At 58.7% G+C, this 22,111-nt stretch carries 21 protein-coding genes; 1 reads left to right on the forward strand and 20 read right to left on the reverse strand.

All coding sequences use genetic code 11. The features are described 5' to 3' along the window. Positions 1–409: 409 nt before the first annotated feature. The 14 genes from spoIIE to pth form a co-directional block, all read right to left on the reverse strand. Positions 410–2,947 carry a stage II sporulation protein E gene (gene spoIIE / locus F560_RS0112390; protein WP_019006053.1) on the reverse strand — a complete coding sequence of 846 codons (2,538 nt, stop codon included), beginning with the start codon at positions 2,945–2,947 and terminating at the stop codon, positions 410–412. A 637-nt stretch (positions 2,948–3,584) separates the two neighbouring features. Beyond that, positions 3,585–4,010: a S1 domain-containing RNA-binding protein gene (locus F560_RS0112400; RefSeq protein WP_019006055.1), complete on the reverse strand. Its 426-nt coding sequence runs from the start codon at positions 4,008–4,010 to the stop codon at positions 3,585–3,587. Positions 4,011–4,133: 123 nt separating this feature from the next. Continuing rightward, positions 4,134–4,442, reverse strand: a complete 309-nt coding sequence (locus F560_RS23170; protein WP_156828978.1) for an FtsB family cell division protein — start codon at positions 4,440–4,442, stop codon at positions 4,134–4,136. 129 nt (positions 4,443–4,571) lie between these two features. Then, a complete protein-coding gene (yabQ, locus tag F560_RS0112410) occupies positions 4,572–5,138 on the reverse strand; it encodes a spore cortex biosynthesis protein YabQ (protein ID WP_019006057.1) in 567 nt (188 codons plus the stop codon). Continuing rightward, a complete protein-coding gene (yabP, locus tag F560_RS0112415) occupies positions 5,135–5,419 on the reverse strand; it encodes a sporulation protein YabP (RefSeq protein ID WP_019006058.1) in 285 nt (94 codons plus the stop codon). The genes yabQ and yabP overlap by 4 nt, the downstream gene beginning before the upstream one ends. A gap of 198 nt (positions 5,420–5,617) precedes the next feature. Beyond that, positions 5,618–5,899, reverse strand: coding sequence for an RNA-binding S4 domain-containing protein (locus tag F560_RS0112420; RefSeq protein WP_019006059.1), 282 nt, complete (start codon positions 5,897–5,899; stop codon positions 5,618–5,620). 3 nt (positions 5,900–5,902) lie between these two features. Beyond that, the gene (locus F560_RS0112425; protein WP_019006060.1) at positions 5,903–6,175 is read right to left on the reverse strand and encodes an HU family DNA-binding protein; all 273 of its coding nucleotides are present in this window, start codon (positions 6,173–6,175) and stop codon (positions 5,903–5,905) included. A 166-nt stretch (positions 6,176–6,341) separates the two neighbouring features. Continuing rightward, positions 6,342–7,829, reverse strand: coding sequence for a bifunctional methyltransferase/pyrophosphohydrolase YabN (gene yabN, locus F560_RS0112430; RefSeq protein WP_019006061.1), 1,488 nt, complete (start codon positions 7,827–7,829; stop codon positions 6,342–6,344). Between the two features lie 8 nt (positions 7,830–7,837). Then, complete coding sequence (locus F560_RS23175; RefSeq protein ID WP_019006062.1) at positions 7,838–9,640, reverse strand: oligosaccharide flippase family protein; 1,803 nt, start codon at positions 9,638–9,640, stop codon at positions 7,838–7,840. A 380-nt stretch (positions 9,641–10,020) separates the two neighbouring features. Further along, positions 10,021–10,563, reverse strand: coding sequence for a stage V sporulation protein T (gene spoVT / locus F560_RS0112445; RefSeq protein WP_019006064.1), 543 nt, complete (start codon positions 10,561–10,563; stop codon positions 10,021–10,023). 366 nt (positions 10,564–10,929) lie between these two features. After that, positions 10,930–12,012, reverse strand: coding sequence for a peptidylprolyl isomerase (locus F560_RS23180; RefSeq protein WP_019006065.1), 1,083 nt, complete (start codon positions 12,010–12,012; stop codon positions 10,930–10,932). Then, entirely contained in the window at positions 11,999–15,523 is a 3,525-nt protein-coding gene (gene mfd / locus F560_RS0112455) for a transcription-repair coupling factor (RefSeq protein WP_019006066.1), read from the reverse strand. Before mfd ends, F560_RS23180 begins: the two co-directional genes overlap by 14 nt. 274 nt (positions 15,524–15,797) lie before the next feature. Next, complete coding sequence (locus tag F560_RS0112460) at positions 15,798–16,028, reverse strand: anti-sigma-F factor Fin family protein (RefSeq protein WP_019006067.1); 231 nt, start codon at positions 16,026–16,028, stop codon at positions 15,798–15,800. A gap of 69 nt (positions 16,029–16,097) precedes the next feature. After that, positions 16,098–16,670, reverse strand: a complete 573-nt coding sequence (pth, locus tag F560_RS0112465; protein ID WP_019006068.1) for an aminoacyl-tRNA hydrolase — start codon at positions 16,668–16,670, stop codon at positions 16,098–16,100. A 163-nt stretch (positions 16,671–16,833) separates the two neighbouring features. Here pth and F560_RS0112470 point away from each other — a divergent pair, with 163 nt between their 5' ends. Beyond that, complete coding sequence (locus F560_RS0112470) at positions 16,834–17,028, forward strand: hypothetical protein (protein WP_019006069.1); 195 nt, start codon at positions 16,834–16,836, stop codon at positions 17,026–17,028. Between the two features lie 75 nt (positions 17,029–17,103). On the opposite strand, the gene F560_RS0112475 is transcribed toward F560_RS0112470, so the two are convergent. From F560_RS0112475 to purR, 6 genes are all read right to left on the reverse strand, one after another. After that, complete coding sequence (locus F560_RS0112475; protein ID WP_019006070.1) at positions 17,104–17,745, reverse strand: 50S ribosomal protein L25; 642 nt, start codon at positions 17,743–17,745, stop codon at positions 17,104–17,106. 55 nt (positions 17,746–17,800) lie between these two features. Further along, positions 17,801–18,757 carry a ribose-phosphate diphosphokinase gene (locus F560_RS0112480; RefSeq protein ID WP_026298249.1) on the reverse strand — a complete coding sequence of 319 codons (957 nt, stop codon included), beginning with the start codon at positions 18,755–18,757 and terminating at the stop codon, positions 17,801–17,803. Positions 18,758–18,827: 70 nt separating this feature from the next. Then, positions 18,828–20,231: a bifunctional UDP-N-acetylglucosamine diphosphorylase/glucosamine-1-phosphate N-acetyltransferase GlmU gene (gene glmU, locus F560_RS0112485; RefSeq protein ID WP_019006072.1), complete on the reverse strand. Its 1,404-nt coding sequence runs from the start codon at positions 20,229–20,231 to the stop codon at positions 18,828–18,830. Between the two features lie 142 nt (positions 20,232–20,373). Continuing rightward, entirely contained in the window at positions 20,374–20,658 is a 285-nt protein-coding gene (gene spoVG, locus F560_RS0112490) for a septation regulator SpoVG (RefSeq protein ID WP_019006073.1), read from the reverse strand. 111 nt (positions 20,659–20,769) lie between these two features. Continuing rightward, positions 20,770–21,168: a RidA family protein gene (locus tag F560_RS0112495; RefSeq protein WP_019006074.1), complete on the reverse strand. Its 399-nt coding sequence runs from the start codon at positions 21,166–21,168 to the stop codon at positions 20,770–20,772. 28 nt (positions 21,169–21,196) lie between these two features. Continuing rightward, positions 21,197–22,030, reverse strand: a complete 834-nt coding sequence (gene purR / locus F560_RS0112500) for a pur operon repressor (RefSeq protein WP_019006075.1) — start codon at positions 22,028–22,030, stop codon at positions 21,197–21,199. Positions 22,031–22,111 lie beyond the last annotated feature (81 nt).

The following is a 22,111-nucleotide window of genomic DNA, read 5'->3' on the forward strand; positions in this document are numbered from 1 at the left end:
AGCGTTATGTCCGCTTATTGTCCGCCCTGTCGGAAACGGAAGAGGGAATCGAGGCCGAAACCGGACTTCAAACGAAAGGTGACGAGTTCTGCTCGGATACGGCGCTTCCGCCTGCGCGCTCCGGCCGGAATCGTCCAGGCAGTCCGCGGCAAATGAAGCCTCGGCCCTGCAGGCGCTATGCGCGTCAGGCGAAAACCCGCTTCCTTAATAAAGGCAAAGCAAACCGGTTGCGCAGGCCGGCCGAAGCCGCGTCATGCCGCGCCGTCTTGCGAATCGCGAATCACCGTTGTTGCGCTCACCTCCGCGTCATCGAATGGATCTATATCATCAAGCCCAGGCGGGCGTTGCGGCCGGCGGATCCGCCTTATGCGCCGTCTTGCGAATCGCGTCTTGATGCGCGTCGCTCCGCTCAGCTCACCGTTCGCGAACGCTCCAGCCGATCCAGCCCCGGCCAGCGGAACGCCGCCCATTCCGGCTCGCGGCGGACGATCTTCGTCACGACGACCGTCATGTCGTCCCGAACCCGTCCCCCCGGAAACTGGCGCAATGCCGTGTGAAGGAGCGCGTCGGCCAGTTCCTGGGGATCGTCGCTGCCGATTTCCTGCAGCACCCGCTTCATCCACAGCTCCTTATTGACCGCATGATCGGGAGCGTCGATGACCCCGTCCGTCATCATGATCAGCGTATCTCCGGGCTGCAGATCGACCTGCAGAACGTCGATTTCGATATCCTGCAAAATCCCGATCGGCAAATTGTTGGCGGCAATCGGAATCACTTCGCGTCCGCGCTTGATGAAGCTCGGGGTGGACCCGATCTTGAGCAGCGTGGCTTGAGCGGTATACAAATCGATCAGCGCGAGATCGACCGTGGCGAACATCTCTTCGGGCGACCTGAGCAGCAGGATCGAATTGACCGACTTGACCGCCACCCGCTCGTTGATGCCCGATTGCAACAGCTGCTCCAGCATCGACAGCGCCGCGCTGCTCTCCAGCCGGGCCCTCGCCCCGTTTCCCATTCCGTCGCTGATGGATACCGCGAACTTGCCGCTGCCAAGCTCGGTCATGCTGAAGCTGTCCCCGGACAGCAGGTCGCCGTCTTTGGCCGCCGCCGCCACTCCGGTCAGCACTTCGAAAGCCTTGGCGGAGCCGAACGTCACGGTCGTCCACCGCCCTCCCGATTCGGAGACCCGCTCGCTTCGCACCGAGATGCTTTCTCCCAGAATATCGCTAAGAAGCGGAGCGATCACTTTCCGGCACTCGTCATACCCGGGGCGAAACGCATGAACCATCTCGATCTCGACTTGTCCCTCCTCCAGACTGATAATATCGATGCGCTGAATGGCCAGTCCCAGCCCTTCCAGCGCCTCGCGGATTTGCTCCTCCTGGCGGCCGAGCTCCTTGGCCTCCCTTCGGATTTCCTTGACCAGGTCGTCCATGACCTGGGATACGCCGGACAACTGCTCGGCGACCAGCAACCGGCTGTCCTGCACTTGCCGCCGCCAATGCTGATCGTGCCGGTACAGGTCGTACTGCCGTTTGAGCACCTCCAGCACCTGCGGCGTCTTGACGCAATGCCTCGTCCATGGCTTCGGAAGATGCGACGAAGGCAGGTCCGGATCGGCTTCGACTGCGCTCATCATATCCGTGAGCAGCTTGTATGTCTGGAAAAACTGCCCGTCCCAGCACAGTCCCCGCTTGTGGCAGCTCTGGCAGTTCGTCTCGTGAACCGTATTGATAAAATGCTCGAAATCGCGCTCGTGGCTCTTCGTTTCCCCGGCATACGTGATCTGCCGGAAGCTGCCCGCAAGCTGGCGGAACACTTCCGAGAACCGCTCCACCCGTTCCGCCGTCAAATCCCGGACCTTTTTTGCGTAATCCTGCTGGTTTTGGGCATAATCCGGGGTCCCCGGAACATATCTTGCTATAGATTCGCTCCACTTCCGGGGCGTCGCAAACAGCAGCAGCGCGGCGGCGACGGAAGCCCATACCGACGACATGGCCGCTTGCGCCTGTCCTTCATACAACGACAGCATCGAAGTGCCCAGCAGCAGACCAAACGCGGCGGCAGGTTTGCCGCCTTGGCGTATCAGCCCGGCCATCAGCCCTCCGAAGGCGAGTATGCCGATTTGCGCAGCGGCGTCCAAATTCGAAAGACTCAAAATGATCCCGGCCACGACGCCTGCGGATGCGCCCAGCAGCGGCCCGGCCGCGAGCGCGACCAGCACGACCGCATATCGCGACAGCGCCATCTCCAGCGATATGCCGTAAACGGACCAACCGACGACGCCCGTCAGGACCGACGCCGCCAAGATCATCAGCCCGACCCATTCCTCGGGCCGAAGCCTCGTCCTTCGCGCCGAACGGGACAGAACGGGCAAGGCGTGCAAAAACAACAGCGTCAGCACGAACGAAAGTCCCGCTTCCACTGCCGTCAGCACGTAAGGCAGCCAGTTCGCGGTCGTCTCCGTCATCACCGTTACGAAGAGGCGGACCAGTAGCGTAGAAGTAAACACCACGACGGGCGCATGCGACAGATCCGCCCTCTCGTAAGCTTCCAACGCCCGGACAAGCAAATAGATGATGCCGATCTCCGCGATAATGACAGCCGGCGCGGACGAAACCGCCCAGAAACTTCCCGCGATCACCCCCGCGGCCGCCCAAACCGAAAGCTCCCGGCGCGTATAAAGCACGACGGCGAAAAAAGCGGCGGCAAATGGCGCAAGCCCTTCCAGCATGACGGCCCGTCCGAGCAAAAAACCGATAAGGGCTACAAGCGCGATCCATTGATAGCGCTGAACGAACGCTTGCCAGGCGGCTTTGTCCCCGGAACGCGGGGACGCCGATTTTTTTTGCAGATTGAATTTCCATCGCCTCTCCTTTTTCTTGTTTTGGGAACCGGTTTCTTGCTGCTGACGTGGCACGAACGGTATGACGGATGGTTTAATCATGCATAGCACCTCGTTTTTTAAAGAGTGTGCCTCTCATTATAGGTGCGGCGTTTTATAAAGTTTGTCAGAAGCCGTTGGCGACGCAAAAGTTTTTTCCGACAGCGCCCGCAGGTTGCGGGTGACGCGATTCGGGAAAGCGGCGAATCCGCATCCGGCCGGGAAAAAAGGCCGCGCAAGGCCGCTGCGCCGGCGGCCGTCCGTCGAATGCGGGAAGGAAAACCGCCCTTATCCGACGGCAATTGGCGACCTTGCGGCCCGTCCTTTTTTTCGCGAAGTGCCGGATGGCCCCGAAATACCGAACCCGAAAATGCCCGAGCGGCAAGAAAAAAAGAAGCCGGGCTTGCCAGCCCGGAGCGCGAAAAGCCGCCGCCAACCCGCCATGTCGTCCGTCCGGTGCCTCGCACGGACCCGAGCGGTTAAATGGAGCGGCTATGTTAAGTGGGTTACCTCCTGATGAGCGGTTGTGTGGAGCGGCCGATTGCCTTACGGATCCGGCTTCTGCGGGTAAAATGGATGGATTTTTCCAATATAGATATAAAAAACCGCCGATGATTCGGCGGTTTCCTTGTGCGGTTGTTTGTTGTGCGGTTGTTTAATGCAGCTTCATTGTGTATAAGACGGGGGCCGCAAGCTGGCCTTACGAACGACGCCCGCCGCGTCCGCCCCGTTTGGATTCCGTGTTCTTCTTCAGGGAAGACATGCGCTCTTCGCTGTCCTTGAGGAATCGGCTCATCTTATCCTCAAACGACGAGCGGCTGGAGCCGAAGGATTTGAAGGGTCGGCCTCCGCGATCCCCGCGGGGTCCGCGATGCTGTTGCTCCGGCGGCTTGTCAACAGCTTGTCGGATGGACAGACCGATCTTTCCGTCCTTGTCCACATTGATGACTTTCACGGTGACGACGTCGCTGATTTTCAAATGGTCGTTGACGTCCTTGACATAGCTGTCGGCAATTTCGGAAATGTGAACAAGACCCGTTACGCCGTCCGGCAAGTCCACAAATGCTCCGAAATGCGTAATGCCGGTCACTTTGCCCTCCAATTTAGCGCCCACTTCGATGGCCATAAAAAACGATGTTCCTCCCTGAACATAAGTGTGCCGTCAACATAATCAGTCCGGCTTACGCCGATTATAACCGATTGTGAAAAGCAAGGTCAACAGACGGATATCTTGAAAAAACGCCGTTTTTTAGGGTTTTATCTGAATCTCCCGCTCTCCGGGAAGCATCATCCCCTGATCCTTGCGCGCGATCTGTCCGACGTATTCCGGATCGTTCAACCTCTTGACTTCCAGTTTCAGCGCGGCCGTCTTCGCCTCCGCTTCGGCAAGCTTATCTTTCATCTCGCGAAGCTTGACGGTTCTTTCGGCTTCCTGATGATACTGGCGAAGCATGGTATAAGCAGCCCAACTCATGAACAAGGCAACAACGAGAAACAGCAGCTTCAACCGTCTGCGTGCGCCGACGGCTGCAGGCGTAGACATTGTGTTCGATGCCACCGGAAGCTCTCCTTCCTTCGTTCATGCGGAAATGCGCTAAAAAAGGGTTCAGGCGGTTGTATTATAGCATACTCCAAAAGCTAGATTATATGCTCCTTCGGACGCAAAAACAGCCGCCGCCGTGTCGAATTATGACTTTCGACGGATACGCGCCCACCATTTTTCCCATTTTTGCGCCATCGGGCCGAATAACCGCTTCCCAAGCCCCTGCCCTATCCGCCGGCCGATGCCGGCAAAGGGCTTCATCAGCAGCTTCGCGATCCATAACAAGAGAGCGGCAGCAACGATAAACAAAATGTCGAGCAGCCGGGCAACCGTGCGCACCAGCCAGAAAACCGGAACGATCAGCAGCATGCGCGCCGCCTTCCACAGCCATTTGCACAACGTTCCGGCCCATGCGTACAGCAAGTCGACCAGCTTTCGCATGAACGGGCTGAACAGGCCGAAATACCCCGTAACGCCGATGCCGATGCCCAGAAACACATACAGACGGACTTCTCCGAAGTTGCTCGCGAGCAGGATTTGGAACGCCGCGACGGTGGCGGCCACCCAATACAGGAAGTCAAGTCCGGGAAGCATCCATCTGCGGATATCGAAACGCCCGCACGCAACCCGGTACGCGTCGAACGCAAGACCCATGCCAAGCCCGAGCAAAATCATGGCGCCGATCGTCGTCCAATGCATAGCCGTATTCACTTGAACAACTTCCCGAACAAGCCTTTCGATTTGCTGCCGGCGGAGGCGCCGTCCAAATAGACGAATGAATGGATCAGCCCTTCGATCGTCACCAGCCCTTGCTCCAGGCTCAGGTTTTTCATATGCAGATTTTGGCCTCTGATCGTCAAGTAGCCGCACTCGGTTTCCAGCAGAAACTCTTCATTGTCGAAGCTCTCCACGTTGAGCACGCCGGTGATGTCCATCAGCTTGCGGTTGAGCATGCGGACTTCCTGCCGCTTGGCGCCCTTGCCCTGGTCCATGGCACGTCCCTCCTTTACGAGACTAGCATATGGACGGAAGGGACGAATTAGAACCGCATCCGCCGATATCTTTCGGCGCCCGCAATGCCGCTTTGGAGGACGACTGGGCTCGGATGGACGCTTCAGGTTTTGCGGAATACAAAAAAAGACGACCGCCCCTGCCAAAACGCCTGGGCGTCGTCTTGCGGATATACCGGCTTATGCGAGAAACGGAGGCTTTTCATTGGTTTTGAATTCTTCCTTCAGAACCGTATACATGCTCTCCGCCTCTTCCTTGCGCGTCGAATCGGCAAGCCTCTCCACGCGGACCGTCAGGATGCGCTGTCCGTACTGGATTTCCAGCATGTCGCCGACCTTCAGCGCGGCGCTCGGCTTCGCTTCCCTGCCATTGAGAAGGACGCGCCCTTGGTCGGACACGTCCTTCGCCACGGTGCGGCGCTTGATCAGGCGCGACACCTTCAAAAACTTGTCAAGCCGCATAAATTACTTGACGGCTTCTTTCAGCTTGTTGCCCGCTTTGAAGGCAGGGACTTTGGAAGCGGCGATTTGGATCGTTTTGCCGGTTTGCGGGTTGCGGCCGATGCGGCCGGAACGGCTGCGCGTTTCGAACGTGCCAAAGCCGATCAGCTGAACCTTTTCGCCTTTGGAAAGAGCGTCGGAAACTTCGCCCAGGAAACCGTTCAATACGGTTTCGACATCTTTTTTCGTCAGACCGCTTTTTTCCGCGATGTTGTTGATCAGATCCGTCTTGTTCATAATCGAAACTCCTCCTAGTTTCCAAATCGGTTATTTGCGTTTTGATAAGTCTGGCAAAAAGACACGAAGAATACTATTCTTTCTGCCTTAAAAAAAATCCTGCCGCACGATCAAAAAATTTCAGGAAAATTGTTGAAAGCGGCTAAGCCGTGACGAATTCCGCCGACTATAGAGGTTTGCGACTCTTCGCCTCCTGCCATAAATCTTCCATTTCTGTTAAGTCAGTTTCGTCAAAACTACGTCCTTTTATACGTAATTGCTCTTCTATATACCGAAAGCGCGAAGCGAATTTGCGATTGGTATAAGCCAGCGCCTCTTCCGGATCGGCGCCGATAAAGCGAGAGGCGTTCACGACGGCAAACAGCAGGTCGCCGAGCTCTTCCTTCTGGCGCTCCTTCGACTCGCCGCCCGCCGCTTCTTTCAGTTCGGCCAGCTCCTCCTCGATTTTCCCGAACACGCCGGCCAGATCGGGCCAGTCGAAGCCGACGCCGGCCGCTTTCTTCTGCAGCTTGTACGCGCGGGGCAAAGCCGGCAAGTCCTTCGGTATGCCGTCCAGCATCGATTTGCGCTCCTCGGCCCCTTTGCGGCGCTTCTCCTCGGCCTTCATCGCCTCCCAGTTGCGCAGCGCTTCCTCCGCGTCCTGCGCGTTGTCGCCCCCGAACACGTGAGGATGCCGGAAGATGAGCTTGTCGTTCAGCTCGGCCAGCACGTCGAAGACGGTGAACGTTCCATTCTCCTCTTCCATTTGGCTATGCAGCAGCACCTGCAGCAGGACGTCCCCGAATTCCTCTTTCATGTTGTCGGGGTCGTCGTTGTCAATCGCTTCGATCGCCTCGTACGTTTCTTCGATGAAGTTTTTGCGGATCGATTGGTGCGTCTGCTCCCGGTCCCAGGGGCAGCCTTCCGGACTGCGCAATATGCTCACGATCTCATGCAGCCGCTCGAACGAATGGCGGCGCAGCCGGTCGTCGCGGCTGGCGGCGACGTAGACGAGCGTCAGATTACCGTATTCGTCCAGACGGTCGAGCTCATACAGCGGAATCCGCAGAATCCGCTCCTGTCCCGGAACGCCAAGCGCCTGGCCGACGACGATGGGATAGTCGTCCGGGTATACGTCCATCAGCGACAGCTTCACGTCGGAGGCGGTGTAGACGTCGTAGACCTGACCGATCAAGGTATGCAGGCGGGGCCGCAGATGCTCGCGGGTAAGCTCGGCGGCATCGAGCAATTGAAAGCCTTCGATCGGGTCGAAGCCGAGCCGGGCGAACGCCTCGTCGAGAAAGCTTTCGCCGCCGAGGAGGCGAACCTCCACGTTTCGTTGCGGCGCGCGCTCGCGCAGCAGCCGCACTGTCCGCTCGGCCACCATCGGGTGTCCGGGAACGGCGTAGACGATAGGCGCATCCGGATTTTCCGCGGCCAGGCGAAGCAAGGTCTCCGCTATCTGTTCGTAGACCTGCTCGAAATCGCCGCGCGATTCGTAAACGGCATCGAAGGTTTCGAAGGTGATGCCGCGCCGCGCCAGATCGGCGACCGCCGGGTGGTCCGCCGTGCGCGCATAGCGCCGCCCGGAAGCTTCCAGCAGCTTCAGGACGCCGAGCGTCAACCGGTCTTCGCCGCCGGCGCCCAGGCCGACGACGGTAATGGTGGAAGGCATAAAACGAATCATCCTTTCGGAGGGATAAAGTGGGTCGAATCGTTGGGGTCCGGGCGGCCGCGGCGCAAAGCGGCGGCAAGCCGGGCGAGCCGCGCTTCCCAGCGGGTGCCGGCGACGCCCGGAAGCGCGCCCCATTCGCGGGGGCCGAGCGCGCCCGTGGCGACGAGCGCCGCCGCGAACACGAGCGCGCCCGCGGCGACGCAGGGCAGCGCCGTGAGCGCGGCCGCGATGCGGGGCGGCAAGCCGCCTGCGAGCGCGTGCAGCGCGGCCGCAAGCAGCGCGACGACGGCGGCCATCGCCGCGAGCGAAGCTGCGGCGCGCCCGGCGGCGCGGGCGCCGGGGCGCGGCATCGCCGCCATGCGGCGCAGGCGGCGGACAGACAGCGCGGCCGCGGCCCCGTAGGCCGCGATCGCGGCCATGGCGGCGCCCTCGATGCCGAAGGCGGGCGCAAGCAGCGCGTTCGCCGCCGCTTTGACAAGCGCGGCGGCGGCAAGATGGAGGGCGGGCGAGCGCAGGTCGCCCAGGCCCTGAAGCAGGGCGGCGGCCACCGCCTGCAGGGCGCCCGCGCCCGCGGCGAAGGCGAGCAGCGCCATCGCGGCGGTCCCGCGCCCGTCGGCGAACAGCGCGACGTTGACCGGGCCGGCCAGGAGAGCGAGGCCGACCGCGGCCGCGGCGGCGAACCACCAGGCGAGCCGCATGGCCAAGGCCGCGTGGTCGCCCGCGGCCGCGTGATCGCGCCGCGTCCTGGCGGCGGTCAACGCCGGCACAAGCGCGGCGGCCGCGCTGCCGGCCGCGAGGACGACAAGCTGCAGCAGGGCGATGCCGCGGTTGTACGCGCCGAACGAGGCCAGCGCCTCCGCGGACGACTGGCCTGCAGCCTGCAGCAGCCGGGGCAGCGTAAACGCATCGATCAGCCCGAACAGCGGGGCCGCGACCGAAGCGGCCCCCACCGGCAGCGCAACGGCGGCGATCCGCCGAAGCAGCTCGCGCCGCGTCCAAGCCGCGCCTTCCCGCCGCCCCATTCGGGCGCCGCCCGCGCCCGCTATTTCCCTAGCGCTGCCCGAAGCCGAGAGCGGGGCCGGGGCCGCACCGCGCGGGCTCGAACGCGCGGACGCCCGGCCCGCCACGCCTGCGGCCGCCTCGCGCCCCTCCCGGCGGCGCCGCAGGCGCGGGATAGCCATGGCGGCGAGTCCCCCCGCCGCCCCGACCGCCATGCCGCCGTGCACGGCGGCGGCCGTCGAAGCGGGCGACCAGCCGTGCCCGATCGCCCACAGCAGCGCGGCCAGCATAAACGCCACCCGCGCACACTGCTCCGCAAGCTGCGACGCCGCCGGGCGCAGCATGTCCATCCGCCCCTGCGCGCCGCCGCGCAAAACGGCGGTCAGCGGCGCAAACAGCAGCGCAAGCGACGACATGCGGATCGCGTCCGCCGCCGAGGGAACCCCCATCCAGCGGGCGAACGTATCCGCCGCCAGTTGCAGGACGGCGAACGCGGCAAGCCCGCTTGCGCCAAGCAAGCCCGCCGACCAGCGCAGCACCCTTCGCGCCCCGTCCTCGTCCCCTTCCGCCGTCCGCTCCGCGACGAGCACCGACACGGCCACCGGCACGCCCGCGGCGGCGAGCGTCATCCACATCACCGTAAGGGCGTACACCGCGCTGTACAGGCCGAACGCCTCGTCGCCCGCAAGGTTCTGCAACGGGATTTTCTGCAGGGTGCCGATCAGCTTGGAGAGCAGTGCGGCCCCTCCCAGCAGCGCCGCGCCCTTAAGCAGCGGGGAAGAGCCTCCGCTCCTTGTCCGTCTGTCCGTCATGACGCAAATCCTTTCTTCGCTTTCCCGCCCGTGCTTCGCGGCCCGGATGCCGGGCCGAATGCCCGGATGCGCGCGCGCAGCGTAGCGTATCCGGCGAGCCGATCAAGCTTGGCCTTCGAAAAAGGTTCTAAAGGCATTATACAGGGAAAACGGCCGGTTGCGCGAAACGGCCGGAAAAGCGCATGCAAACGAGCGCCCGCTGCCGCCCGGCCCCATGCGGATCGCCGGGCGGCAGCCGATTCGCGGCAGCCGATTTAACCATCCGGTCCGTCCGGGTCCGCCCAAGCCTTCCCGATTCGGCAAAAAAGCTCCGCCGGCAAGTGTTCGACCACTTCCGCGAAGCTTTTCCGCCGGTCCGCCGGACCGTTCGCCAATCGTGATTATTGCTCCATCTGTTTGGCCAGAAAGCCGGCCGCCGTTTCCACCATCTTGCTTTCCAACTCGCCCATGGTTACGCCCTCTTCCTTGCTGAGAAGGACGACCGTCCCGATCGGGTCCCCGCTTGCGACGATCGGCGCTGCCGCAAAGGAGGAGAACGTCTCCGCGTTATCCCGCAGAATTTCATAGTTGCCGGAGCCGGTTTCCAGCACGATTTTGCGGTTTTCCATGCAGGTTTCCAGCAAATTTCCGATCGGTTTTTCCAAATATTCCTTCTTGGACGCGCCCGCCACGGCGATGATGGTATCCCGGTCCGAAATCATGGCAATATGGCCGGTGCTCTCATGCAAAGATTCGGCATATTCCTTGGCGAAGTCGCCAAGTTCGCCGATCGGCGAATATTTCTTCAGGATGACTTCTCCGTCGCGATCCACGAAGATTTCCAGCGGATCTCCTTCACGAATGCGGAGCGTGCGGCGAATTTCCTTCGGTATGACGACCCGACCGAGGTCATCAATGCGGCGTACAATCCCGGTTGCTTTCATGGCAAGTGTTGCCCCACTTTCTTGGATGTTTTGGAACTTGGCCCCAAGCTCCCGCCATTGGCGGTCAGCTGTATAACGTACGCAAGAACACTCGATGATCGGGTGAACTTGAACTTGGGCATAGTATTCAACCCCTCCCAATTTCTTATGCGCATACCCTCCGCTGGGGGATTTCCCCAATCGACCATCGACGCTGCCCGGGCCAAAACCGGGTCGTATTTTTGATTTACACCATGCGCCCCGCAGCGAAACGGAAAACATGGAGCCCCGAACCCACAGCTTGCTCCGCGCAAAAAACCTCCATTTCCGCGTTTCACAGAAATGGAGGTTGGGGTTGCATCCAAGTCGCATAGGCTCTTGGTCGCGTTATTTGCCTGCGGATGCGGAAGCCGATGCGCTTGCGGAGGCTGTCGGCGAAGCCGAAGGCGATTCCGATGCGGGAGCCGATGCGCTTGGGCTCGGGGATGCCGAAGGCGAGGCGGAAGGCGACGGAGACGGAGACGGTTTCGGCAAGTTTATGCTCTTAATCAGGCCAGGGAGCTCGTCCGTCATAAATTTGCCGATGTTCTCCGAAGCGATCGTTTGCTTGATGGACGTCTTCGCTTCGTCGAACGTCTTCGTTCCGCGCTCCTCGACCTTCATGACATGGTAGCCGTATTCCGTCTTGACCGGGTCGCTGATTTGGCCGATCGGAAGGGTTTGGGCCGCCTTCTTGAATTCTTCGACCCATTCCGAAGGGTTCGCTTTTTCATACAAACCGCCGTTCGAGGCCGAGCCGCCGTCGTCGGAATATTCCTTCGCCAGCTCGGTCCAGTCGCCGCCCTTTTCCAGCTTAGCTTTGACTTCGTTGGCAAGTTTGAGCGCTTCTTCGTCCTTGCGCGTTTTCCCGTTTTTGTCGGTCAGACCGATCAGAATATGGCGCACGGTCACATAATTAAAGCTGTCCTTATTTTCGTTGTAATATTTTTGCGCTTCTTCGTCGGTGACTTTGGATTCCGCGTCTTTCAGCATGATCTGCTGTTCGCTCTCGAACTGAACGATGAGATCATCGGTCAAGCCGCCTTCCTTCATCGTTTTCTTCAACTCTTCGTTGGAATTCAGGCTTTTCTTGATCGCTTCGAATTGCTCCTTAACGTCTTTGCTTGCCTGCTCCTTAATCTCTTTGGAAGCGCGGTCGCTCAATATGCGAATTCCCACGAATTGTTTCAGAAGTTGCTCCTGAGAAGAAGGTTCGTCGACAAGGGACGGGAAAGACGAATAAACAGAGAAAATCTTCAAAAAGGTTTTGTAAGCCGTAAACTCTTTATTGGTCACCTGGCCGCCTTCATATTCGGCTACGACTTGATTTTCTTCTTTTTTACCGCAGGCGGCCATAAGGCCGACAAGCAGCGCCGCCGCCACCGTGATGGCGATCAGCCGGCCGAGCAAGCGGCCTTTACGGTGCAACATCTTGCAATTCCCCCTCGATTGTAGTCGCTTCTTTGTATTTTACCAGAAAATCCTCGACGAAAGCGAGCAGCGCATCGTCGTCGAGCTTGCGCACGAACAGCTTCAAAACCGGCTGCGGCTGAAGCGAGACGATTTGCAACTTGCCCTGCATGCGCTTTTCCATCTGCTTCAGCTTCGTCTCGTCGATCGTCCGGCGATGGCGTTCCGCGAATTTGAGGACGACTTCATCGCCTTTCCTGACGATCGATTCGATGCCGTAATGCCGCCCGTACACTTTCAGCCGGGCAACGGCAAGCAGGTTAAGCACGGATTTGGGCGGTTCGCCGAAGCGGTCCGTCAATTCGTCGAAAAGCTCGCCCACATCGTCCAGCGAAGCGGCTGCCGCAACTTTTTTGTAAATTTCGATCTTCTGGATGCTGTCGTAAATATAGTCGGACGGCAAGTACGCGTCCACCGCCAAATCGAGCTGCGTATTGACCGGCTGCAGCGGAACCGTCTCCTCGCCGAACGCCTTCGCCTTGCGCGCCTGAATCTCTTCAGCCAGCATTTGCGAATACAAGTCGAAGCCGACCGATGCGATAAAGCCGTGCTGTTCCGCCCCGAGCAGGTTGCCGGCGCCCCGGATGGCCAGATCGCGCATGGCGATTTTGAACCCGGAGCCGAGCTCGGTGAACTCCTTGATCGATTGCAGACGCTTCTCGGCCACCTCGGTCAGCACCTTATCCCGCTGATAGGTGAAATAAGCGTACGCAATCCGGTTCGAGCGGCCGACGCGGCCGCGCAGCTGGTACAGCTGGGAGAGGCCCATCTTGTCGGCGTCATGCACGATCAGCGTATTGACGTTCGGGATGTCGACGCCCGTTTCGATGATGCTGGTGCTGACGAGAACGTCGTATTCGCCGTCGAGAAAATCGAGGATCGTCCGCTCCAGCTCCTGCTCGGTCATCTGTCCGTGCGCAACGGCAATGCGCGCGTCGGGAACGAGCGCCGAGATTTGCTCCGCCATCTGGTAAATGCCCTGAACGCGGTTGTATAAGAAGTACACCTGTCCGTCCCGGGCAAGCTCGCGCTCGATCGCTTCCCTTACAAGCGTCGGGCTGTATTCGACGACATACGTCTGCACCGGGAACCGGTTCTCCGGCGGCGTCTCGATCACGGACAAGTCGCGCACGCCCAGCATGGACATGTGCAGCGTGCGCGGAATCGGCGTCGCCGTCAGCGTCAGAACGTCCACGTTCGTCTTCAGTCGTTTGAGCTTCTCTTTGTGGGACACGCCGAACCGCTGTTCTTCGTCGACGATAAGCAGTCCAAGGTCCTTGAAGACGATGTCCTGGGACAGCAGGCGATGGGTGCCGATGACCACATCGACCGTGCCGGCTTTAAGCCCCTTGATCGTCTCGTTCTGCTCCTTGCGCGAACGGAACCGGCTGAGCACGCGGATCTGGAACGGGTAGCCCGCAAACCGCTCGCGGAACGTCTCGTAGTGCTGCTGGGCGAGAATGGTCGTCGGCACGAGCACCGCAACCTGCTTGCCTTCGATCGCCGCCTTAAACGCGGCGCGGATCGCCACTTCCGTCTTGCCGTAGCCGACATCGCCGCAGAGAAGCCGATCCATCGGACGGGGTTTTTCCATATCCCGCTTGATCTCTTCGATCGCCCGCAATTGATCGGGCGTCTCCTCATACGGGAACATGGCCTCGAATTCCTGCTGGTAAGGCGTATCCTTGCCGAATTGGTATCCCGGGGTTGCCTGCCTTTCGGCATACAGCTTGATCAAATCGTCGGCGATGTTCTGGACGGACGAACGGACCTTGGTCTTGACGCGGTTCCATTCGGATCCGCCGAGCTTGTTGAGTTTCGGCTCCTTCTCCTCGGAACCGACGTACTTCTGAATAAGGTCGAATTGCTCGACCGGCACCGACAGACGGTCGCCGCCGGCGTATACGATATGCAAATAATCTTTGTGAATGCCGTTGATCTCCAGCGTGCCGATCCCCAAATATTTGCCGATCCCATGATTCTGGTGAACGACATAATCGCCCACCTTGAGTTCGGTGTAACTCTTGATCCGTTCGGCATTGTCGATGCGGCGGTCGACGCGCCGGGCTTTGCGCTGCTTCTGGGTAAACATCTCCCCTTCGGTAATAACCACCAGCTTGACCGAGGGCAGTTCGAAGCCGCTCTGCAGGTTGCCTTCCAGGATGTCCGGCTGCGCGATATGATAATCTTCGAGCACCCGCTTCATCCGGTCGGCCCGCTCGGCGTTGCCGGCCAGCATGATGATGTGCGAACCGCTTCTTTGCCAGCGCTCCATTTCCGCTTTGAGCACGTTCATCTGCCCGTGGAAGTTCTGCATGCCCCGGCAGACGAAGTTGACGATATTTTGGGGCTGGGTGTGCGGAACTTGACGGACGAACAAGGACAGGTAGATCGTCTGGAACGCTTTCGGATACAGCGCCCGGTCCGCTTCCACGGCCAGGACAAACCCGGGCAGCGATTTGCCCTGCTGCAAAAGATGGGTCGTCCACTCCGACTCGTCCCGTTCAAGTTGCCGCGCCGTTTCGGTCAGCCGGTTCGGTTCGTCCATCAGAAGCAGCGTATCTTTCGGCACATAGTCAAGCAGCGTGTGGCGTTCCGGGTACAGCAATGAAATATATTTGTAAATCTCGGGAAAATAAACGTTTTGCCGCAGCAAATCAATTTCCCGGGCAATTTCCCCGCGCAGCCGTTCCTTCGCCTGACGGTCGGTCATGCGTTCCAGTTGCTTTTCCAGCAGTTCGTATGCATGCTGGGCGGCGTTGTTGAATCTTCGCGCGTCCGCCACAATTTCCCGGCAAGGCCGGACAAGGAACTGCTCCAGCTTGTCGATCGAACGCTGGTCGGCGGGATCGAAGGTGCGGATCGAATCGATTTCGTCGTCGAACCATTCCACCCGCAGCGCCACGGGCGAAGTCAACGGGAAAAAGTCGACGATTCCCCCGCGCACGCTCATATGCCCTTTTTGTTCCACCCGGTCCACGCGCTCATAACCGAGCCCGACCATGCGCTCAAGGAATTGGTCCATCGGCAGCGATTCGCCGACCTTAAGCGGCACGAAGGCCTGCGCCATCGTCTCGCGATCGGGTTGAAAGCGCCGAACGCCGGAAAAAGGCACGACAACAACCCCGCGGAAGCCTTCCGCGAGTTGCAGCAGCACATCCATTCGACGCGCAGACATTTCCGGACTGGAGATGGCCGTCTCCGCCGCGATCAGCTCGTTGGCGGGATAAAGCAGCACTTCGCCTTGCGGCAAACATTCCTGCAAATCCTCCGCTATTTTCTGCGCGGAGAACATATTATGCGTCACCACGAGTATCGGGCGCCGCAGTTCGCGATACAAAGAGGCGACCATCACCTGCCGCGCGGAGCCGGACAAGCCGGCGACGAGCTGCTCCCGCATGCCGCTTCGCACGCCCGACAGCACCGAGACAAAATCAGGATCGGTCGCAAACGTATTCAAAAGCGCCTCCATGGCGGTTCCCCTTTCCTTACGTAAAGCGTTTCCGTTCTGACCGGCAGAAAGCGGCCGCTTTGATTCCTGCAACGGCTTCAATCGTTTCGATATGAAGGGTTCAAAGATGACCGGCAGCGGTCGGGGAAACAGTTCTCGCAACCCAACGCTTTTTCCGCTCAAACGCTTTATCGGTTTCGTCTTTCTGCAACTGCGCAGCGCTTTTCATGCAACGTTAAAAAGAAGCCCCGGCAATGCCAAGGCCTCCGTTTCCCTGTCGCAACGGCGCATTCACTCATTGAAGAGGATTGGACAGCAACGAGAGCTCCGGATATTGATCCAGCGTCTGGCTGCAGTATTCGCATATGACCCGCACCGTTACGTCCCCGTTGGAATTATACGATATTATACGCTTCCGCTCATCGGGGGTCAAGAAATGCAAGCCTAGCCTGTATTCCGGAACCTGCCAGCTCTCGAAGCTTCCGAGCGGCATGCGGCAATGTCGGCAAACATAGTTTACAGCCATATGTATGCCTCCTGAAGAGTGGTTATGCGGCGGGCGCATTCCTCTTCAGTATGTCCCGATAAGCGAAAATTAAGCGCCGGAGCGGTTGTTGAATTTGGCCATCGTCTCCTCGAACGGATGCGACAAAGCAAATTCGATGGCGTCGCACGCATCCTCCACCATGCGGCGAACGCGTTCCTGTTCCTCTTTGGCAAACGGGGCCAGCACGTAGTTCACGATCGGAAACCCCGGCTTCGGACGCGATATGCCCATCCGCACGCGGTTAAAGCTCTGGGTGCCGGTATGCTGGATGATCGATTTGATGCCGTTATGGCCACCTGCGCTGCCTTGATAGCGCAGCCGGATCCGTCCCGTCTCCGTATCGAGATCGTCGTAAACGATAATGGCGTCTTCCAGCTTCGCTTTGTAGTAATCCATGAACGCGCGCACCGATTCGCCCGACAGATTCATGTACGTCATCGGCTTGATCAGCGCCACCTTTTGCCCGTTTATGCGGGTCTCGCCGATCAAAGCTTTACACTTGTTCTGAGTGACGCTGATCTGCCAGCGCCTGGCCAGTTCGTCCACGACCATAAACCCCGCATTGTGCCTTGTCGCTTCGTATTCGGGACCGGGATTTCCGAGTCCGACAATCCATCTCATGATCAAATCCTCCTGCTTGGCGCTAGTTCGTCACTTTTGGGGAGCATGCAACGATTTGTTCATGTCGCGTGTCCTATCTCATGGAAGGGTTAAAACACGAAGAACCTTAAAACCGGCGTTTCGCCATTATTTTCACTGACAGAAAGAAGGTGATATCGTGTACATGAACGGTCAAATGATTTTTGACGACCATCATTTTTACGATCATATGAAGGCTGAAGTTCCGATCCAGGTATACCGCGGGCGGATGCACAGCGACATCGGGCTTATCGAATATTATGGCAAAGAATTTGTCAAGGTCAACAATATTTTCTACAGCCGCAAGCAATTTACGTTTGTCTCCCGCCCGGGATATTAAATCGGGAACCGATCATGCTTGTCCCAATGAAAAAGTGCGGAGCTGAGGCCAGTCCGCACTTTTTTCGTTTTCCGTTTAGCTTTTTTCCACCGTATTTGCGGCCTTGCTATGCTGCGCGTTCTCTTCCGCCGCATCGTCCGCCGCGTTCAGTTCGTCGTCCGGGAGCGTCTTCTGCGGCGCCAGCACGGACACGACCACCGCGTCTTCGTCTTCCGCGGCCGCAACTCCCTCCGGAAGCCGGAGCTGTCCGACCGTAAGATGGTCGCCGATCTGAAGCGAGCCGATATCGACCGTCAGCTTTTCCGGCAAGTCTTTGGCTACGCACTCGACTTCCAGTTCGTGCATCACGATCTGAAGCATGCCGCCTTCCTTCTCGCCAGGGCTTTCGCCGACAAATTCGAGGCGGACCGGAGCCTGGATCTTCTCGTCCAAGCTGATCTGATGAAAATCGGCATGCAGCAGTTTGCCGTTGAGCACATCCCGTTGAACTTCATTCAGCAGCACCGGCCGGCTTCCCAACCCGGCAATTTCAAGCTCCACAATGCCGTGCCCTTCGCTGCGCAGCAGCGAGGACAGTTCCCTTGCATCCAGTGCAATGGCGGCAGCGCCGAACTGCTTGCCGTAGACGACGGCGGGAACCTTGCCTTGGCTCCTAAGCCGGCGAAGCGCTCCCCGGCTCGACTTTGTTCGCGGTTCCGCATGTAATGTCGTACTCATTTGGGCATCCCTCCTGGCAGCGGTATACCCTATTCGTACCCATTACGTCCGATTGCTAAACATGCGGTTCGAACAACTTGCTGATCGACTGCTGCTCGTGAATGCGGATAATCGCTTCGCCGATCAGCGGAGCGACCGACAGCACCCGGAGTTTGGTCGAAGCAGCCGGATCGCGGAGCGGAATGGTATCCGTAACGACAACCTCGGTGATCGGCGAGGCTTCCAGGCGGGACAACGCTTGTCCGGACATGACCGGGTGCGTGCAGCAGGCGTAAATCTCCCTCGCCCCCGCTTTCTTCAGCGCTTCGGAAGCCAGGCAGATCGTGCCGGCGGTATCGATGATATCGTCGATCAAAATAGCGGTGCGTCCCGCTACGTCGCCGATAATGTTCATGACTTCCACCACGTTCGGTTCGGGGCGGCGCTTGTCGATGATCGCAAGCGGGGACTGCAGCTCGTCCGCCAGACGGCGGGCGCGCACGACGCCTCCGTGGTCGGGGGAGACCACAACGGGAGCAAGCAGCCCTTTGGATTTGAAATAATCGCCCAGAATCGGCACGCCGAGGAGATGGTCGACCGGAATGTCGAAGAAACCTTGAATCTGCATCGCGTGCAAATCCATGGCAATGACACGATGCGCTCCCGCGGTTTCGATCAGGTTCGCGACCAGCTTGGCCGTGATCGGATCGCGGGATTTGGCTTTGCGATCCTGGCGGGCGTACCCGTAATAAGGAACGACGACGTTGATCGTTTTGGCGGAAGCGCGTTTAAGCGCGTCGACCATGACGAGCAGTTCCATCAAATGCTCGTTTACGGGCTGCGAAGTCGACTGAACGACAAAGACGTCGCTGCCCCGTACACTTTCGTTTAACCGGATATGAATTTCGCCGTCACTGAATCTTCGCATGTCCGCATCTCCGAGCGGTACGCCGATATGCCGCGCAATGGACTCGGCCAGTCTTAAGTTAGAGCTGCATGCAAACAATTTCAAAGTGGCGTCCGGATAAGACATGAAGCCACCTGCTTTCCGTTTTAATCGATGGTTGAAAAGCCGTGCCGAAGTCGATCACACGGCAGTTGATTTAGGATTTCGATTCTTCCCGTTCTTTTTTGAGCCGGGCTTTGATCCGGAGTTTTTCGGCATAACCCGGTTTGTTGACTTGGCGCTCCCGTGCAATCGCGACATCGTTTGCGGCCACGTCGTGGGTAATCGTCGAGCCGGCTACGACATAGGCGCCCTCGCCGACGCGGACCGGCGCGATCAGATTGGCGTTGCTGCCGATAAAGGCGTTGTCGCCGATCACCGTCTTCGACTTATTGTATCCATCGTAATTGGCGGTAATCGCGCCGCAGCCGATATTTACGTTCGCCCCGACTTCCGCGTCGCCGATATAGCTGAGATGCGGCACTTTGCTGCCGATGCCGATGACGCTGTTTTTCACTTCGACAAAGTCGCCGATCTTCACCTTGGCCAGCAAGCGGGTTCCCGGCCGCAAGTAAGCGAACGGTCCAACCTGGCAGCCTTCGCCGAGCTGCGCCTGGTCGACGACCGACTGGCGAACGGTCGAGCCGTCGCCGACTTCGGCGTCGTTCAGTTCGGCGTTCGGTCCGATCACGCATTCGGCCCCGATCTTCGTCTTCCCGCGCAGGATCGTGCCCGGATGCAGGACGGTATCCTGGCCGATTTGAACGTCCGGCCCGATATACGTATGGTCGGGATCGATAATCGTCACCCCGTTCGTCTGATGCCGAAGCGCGATCCGCCTGCGCATCAGCCGTTCGGCTTCCGCGAGCGCCACGCGGTCGTTCACGCCGATCGCTTCGGCCGGATCGTCCGTCTTGTAGGCGGCAATGCGCTCCCCTTGTCCCTTGAGAATGCCGATGACATCGGTCAAATAATACTCGCCCTGCGTATTCTCGTTCGTCACTTGCCCGAGCGCGGCGAACAGCTTGCGGTTATCGAAGCAGTACGTGCCGGTGTTGATCTCGCGAATCGCCGCTTCTTCGGCGGAGCAGTCCTTCTGTTCCACGATACGCAACACGCTGCCGTCCTCTCCGCGGACGATGCGGCCATAGCCGAACGGATCCGCAAGCTCGGCGGTCATGACGGTCGCAGCCGCGCCTTCCTTCTGGTGGAGCGAAATAAGCGCTTCGAGCGACGAGGATGTCACCAGCGGCGTATCCCCGCAGACGACAATCGTGACGCCGTCCGCTTCGCCCAGCAGCGGCTTCGTCTGCAGCACGGCATGTCCGGTGCCGAGCTGTTCCGTCTGCAAGGCGTATTCGGCCGCATCGCCAAGCTCCGCTTGAACGGCCTCCGCCCCGTGGCCGACGACAACGACCGCGCGCTCGCAGTTCGCCTGCCCTACGGCTTCCAGCACATGCCTGACCATCGGTTTCCCGCATACCGGATGAAGCACTTTATATAATTTCGATTTCATTCGTTTGCCTTGACCAGCGGCAAGAATAATCGCCATTCTTTTCATAAAGCGTTCAACCCCCTTCCTTTCACGCACAACAATCTCTACAGAATCATAGCTTATTCCGGGACAAATGAAAAGAGAGCCTGATTAAGGCTCTCTCATAAAACCAAAGATATCCATTCTATTTCTCGTTTATGAATCGGGTTCAGGCGCCTTCAACCAGCACTTCCTCTTCTTGAGCCGACCGTTCATATTCCGCAAGGACAGCGGATTGAATTTTCTCGCGCGTACCCGAAGAGATCGGATGAGCAATGTCCCGAAACTCCCCATCAGGGTTCCGCTTGCTCGGCATGGCTACGAACATGCCATTGTTGCCGTCGATGACGCGAATGTCATGGACGACAAACTCATTGTCTATCGTGATTGAAGCAATGGCTTTCATCCGTCCTTCGGAATTGACACGACGCAGCCTCACATCTGTAATTTGCACTTGTGTTCACCACCTTTGCCCCATCGGAAGACTTGGTGTAATATTCCACATTCATGTGCAAATTTCCTGCTTAATCCTGGCAAAACAAGCTGAGAAAATTAAAAAAATTTTTTAATAACTTCCATTTTCGACAGCAATCTCCGCGATCAACTCTATTTCGACAAGAACATCCTTGGGCAGCCGTGCGACTTCCACCGTCGAGCGGGCGGGCGTATGCTCTCCGAAATAGGAAGCGTATACTTCGTTGAAGGCGGCAAACATATTCATATCCTTCAGGAACACGGTCGTTTTGACGACGTCCCGCAGCGTTGCGCCTTCCGCCGCAAGCACGGCTTGCAGGTTGCGAAGCACTTGGCGGGTCTGCTCCTCGATGCCTCCCTGGACAAGTTCCCCGGACGGCAGAAGCGGAATTTGACCGGAGGTAAACAGCAGATTGCCAACCCTTACCGCTTGCGCATAAGGCCCGATGGCCGCGGGAGCGTCTTTGGTCGAAACGATTTTAAGCGACATTCCGTTTCCTCCTTATAATTAGAAGATTTTAATTTTCCGTTTCAAAAAAATTTCCCGGCTTCACGACGATCTGACGGGTCTTCAGGTCCACTTCACGCAAACTCGCGAGCGAAACGTAATCGTGCAAAAGCCGTTCCTCGCTGCCGATTTCCCCGGATTCCACAAACACGCCGACACCGGCCACGGAAGCGTGGAATTCGTGAAGCAAGTCCACCATGCCTTGAATGGTGCCTCCGGCCTTCATGAAGTCGTCGATAATCAGCACCCGCGATTGTTCTTTAAGCGCCCGGCGCGTCAAGGACATCGTCTGAATCCGTTTGCTGGAACCGGAAACATAATTGATGCTGACGACGGAGCCCTCGGTCACTTTATGGTCGCGGCGAACGATGACGACCGGCACGTTCAAATACACGCTTGTGGCGTATGCAAGCGGAATGCCCTTGGTTTCCACCGTCATAATGACGTCGACTTCCCGGTCGGCGAATGCGGTGGCGAACATCCGGCCGATCTCCTGCAGCAGCTTCGGCTGTCCGAGCAAATCGGTCATATACAAATAGCCGCCGGGCAGCAGGCGATCCGGCTGCTCCAACTGCCGGCATACACCCATAATCATCTGAAGCGCCTGCTCCTTCCGGCACTTCGGCACATAGCGCACGCCCCCCGACGCTCCCGCCAGCGTATGCAAATCTCCGATCCCTTCTTCTTCGAAAACCTCTTTAATGATCGCCAGATCCTCGCTGATGGACGACTTGGCGGATTGATAGCGATCGGCGAACGCTGTCAGCGATATTAACGTATGGGGACGGGCAATCAGGTATTGGGTCATTTCTACGAGGCGCGCGCTGCGCTTCAATTTTTTCACTCATCCTCACTCCCGTCCAAATCCGAATAATTTATCGACATCATAACACTTTTATCCGGTTTTGGGCAAGGTGGGGGCATT

The organism is Cohnella laeviribosi DSM 21336 (genome assembly GCF_000378425.1).
Taxonomy (GTDB): Bacteria; Bacillota; Bacilli; order Paenibacillales; family Paenibacillaceae; genus Cohnella; species Cohnella laeviribosi.